The organism is Vibrio sp. 10N.222.46.A1, assembly GCF_041473595.1.
Taxonomy (GTDB): domain Bacteria; phylum Pseudomonadota; class Gammaproteobacteria; order Enterobacterales; family Vibrionaceae; genus Vibrio; species Vibrio tasmaniensis_A.
Window position 1 is genome coordinate 1 of record NZ_JBFRSN010001272.1, and the last position, 1,781, is coordinate 1,781.

Below are 1,781 nucleotides of genomic sequence, written 5' to 3' on the forward strand. Positions count from 1 at the left end.
CTCAATCAGTCAGGAGAAAAATTATGCCATCTATTGTTGTTGTAGGCGCAAACTGGGGCGACGAAGGCAAAGGCCGTATCGTTGATTTTTTAGCAGACCAAGCTTCTGCTAGCATTCGCTTTCAAGGCGGAAACAATGCCGGCCATACCGTAGTAAACGACTTCGGTACATTCAAACTGCATCAACTGCCTAGTGGTATATTTAATCCTGATTGTACGGCTGTTCTTGGCCCTGGCATGGTGATCAGCCCTGCTGCGCTAACTGAAGAAATTGCAGAAGTACAAGCAGCTGGCATCAAAGTGAAAATGGCGATATCAGACCGTGCGACACTGTGTCTACCTTTACACGCCCTTGAAGACACGCTTGAAGAAGAACGTTTAGGCGATGGCGCTTATGGCTCAACACGTCAAGGTATTGCACCAGCGTACGGCGATCGTGTGATGAAGAAAGGCATTCTTGTTGGCTGGTTGAATCAACCTGAAATTTTGGAGCAACGCATTCAATTCTTACTTGATTGGAAGATGCCTCAACTTAAAGCGCTATACCCACAATGTGACTTCTCTCAGACTGCTTCTGAAATGACAGAATGGTTACTTGAAGTGACTAAAGCTTGGCGCCCATTCATTTGCAACGTAACTGAGCCGCTTAAAGCACTGCAATCGCAAGACGCGAACTTACTGTTCGAAGCTCAGTTAGGTGCAGGTCGCGACCTTGTTTACGGTGAATATCCTTGGACGACATCTTCAAATGTAACCGCTGCATACGCAGGCATCGGTAGTGGTTTACCTGCCCTTCGCCCTGAGCGCGTTATTGCTGTGGCTAAATCGTTCAGCTCATCTGTAGGTACTGGTACGCTAGTGACTGCAATGGAAGAGCAAGATAGCTTCCGCGAAAGCTCTAACGAATACGGCGCAACAACAGGCCGCCCACGTGATATGGGTTACTTCGACGCAGTAGCAACTCGCAACGGTGTTGACCTGCAAGCTGCAACGGAAATCGCACTGACTAAGATTGATTGCCTGTCTGGTTTGTCTGAACTTAAGATCTGTACCGCTTACTCTGGTGAGCACACTGAAAACCCGATTTGGCCACAAACGGCTGAACTAAAGCCTGTATATGAAGATATGGCTGGCTGGGATGAAGACATCACGAGCTGTCGCACGTTTGAGAGCCTTCCTCAAGCGGCACAAGATTACGTTACACGTATCGAAGAATTGATGGGTGTGCCAATTGTGATGGTGTCAGTAGGCCCTGAGCGTGAGCAAATGATCATTCGAGGTTAGAGCTCTACTCAAGTCTTTCAGCTAAAGCGGTTGCTTTAGCTGAAAGACGACATGACCCGTCCTGATATGGGTTGACACTTGATTGACTAAAACGCTCGATGTACTTCATCGGGCGTTTTGTATTTTAGAGCTGTGTGAGGCCTATATTCATTATAGATTTTTACTGATTCGGCGACCATTTTCTTTGCTTCATCTAAATCATTAGGCTTATTCAACAGATACTCCATCTTCAGTATTCCGTTGATCCTCTCTGCCAACGCATTCTGATAACAGTCATAGCCATCAGTCATTGAGCAAGATACATCATACTGTCGATGCAACTCTTGGTATTCAACAGAGCAGTACTGAACACCTCGATCTGAGTGATGTACAAGCTCACCTGTATTATTCCGTTCTTTCAACGCGTTTAAAAAGGCCTGCTTGACCGTGCGAGCTTTCATATCATCACTTATGTGATAGCCCACGATTTTTCTTGAGTAAGCGTCCGTCACTAAACTG

General features: G+C 46.4%; 2 protein-coding genes. One reads left to right on the top strand and one right to left on the bottom strand.

The features are described 5' to 3' along the window. Window positions 1-23: 23 nt before the first annotated feature. On the top strand, window positions 24-1,283 hold the full coding sequence (locus tag AB4496_RS25885; protein WP_102258519.1) for an adenylosuccinate synthase: 1,260 nt from the start codon (window positions 24-26) through the stop codon (window positions 1,281-1,283). 86 nt (window positions 1,284-1,369) lie between these two features. Here the strand turns inward: AB4496_RS25885 and AB4496_RS25890 are convergent. After that, the coding region (locus tag AB4496_RS25890; RefSeq protein WP_372132718.1) for a transposase at window positions 1,370-1,781 on the bottom strand (412 nt) is incomplete at its 5' end.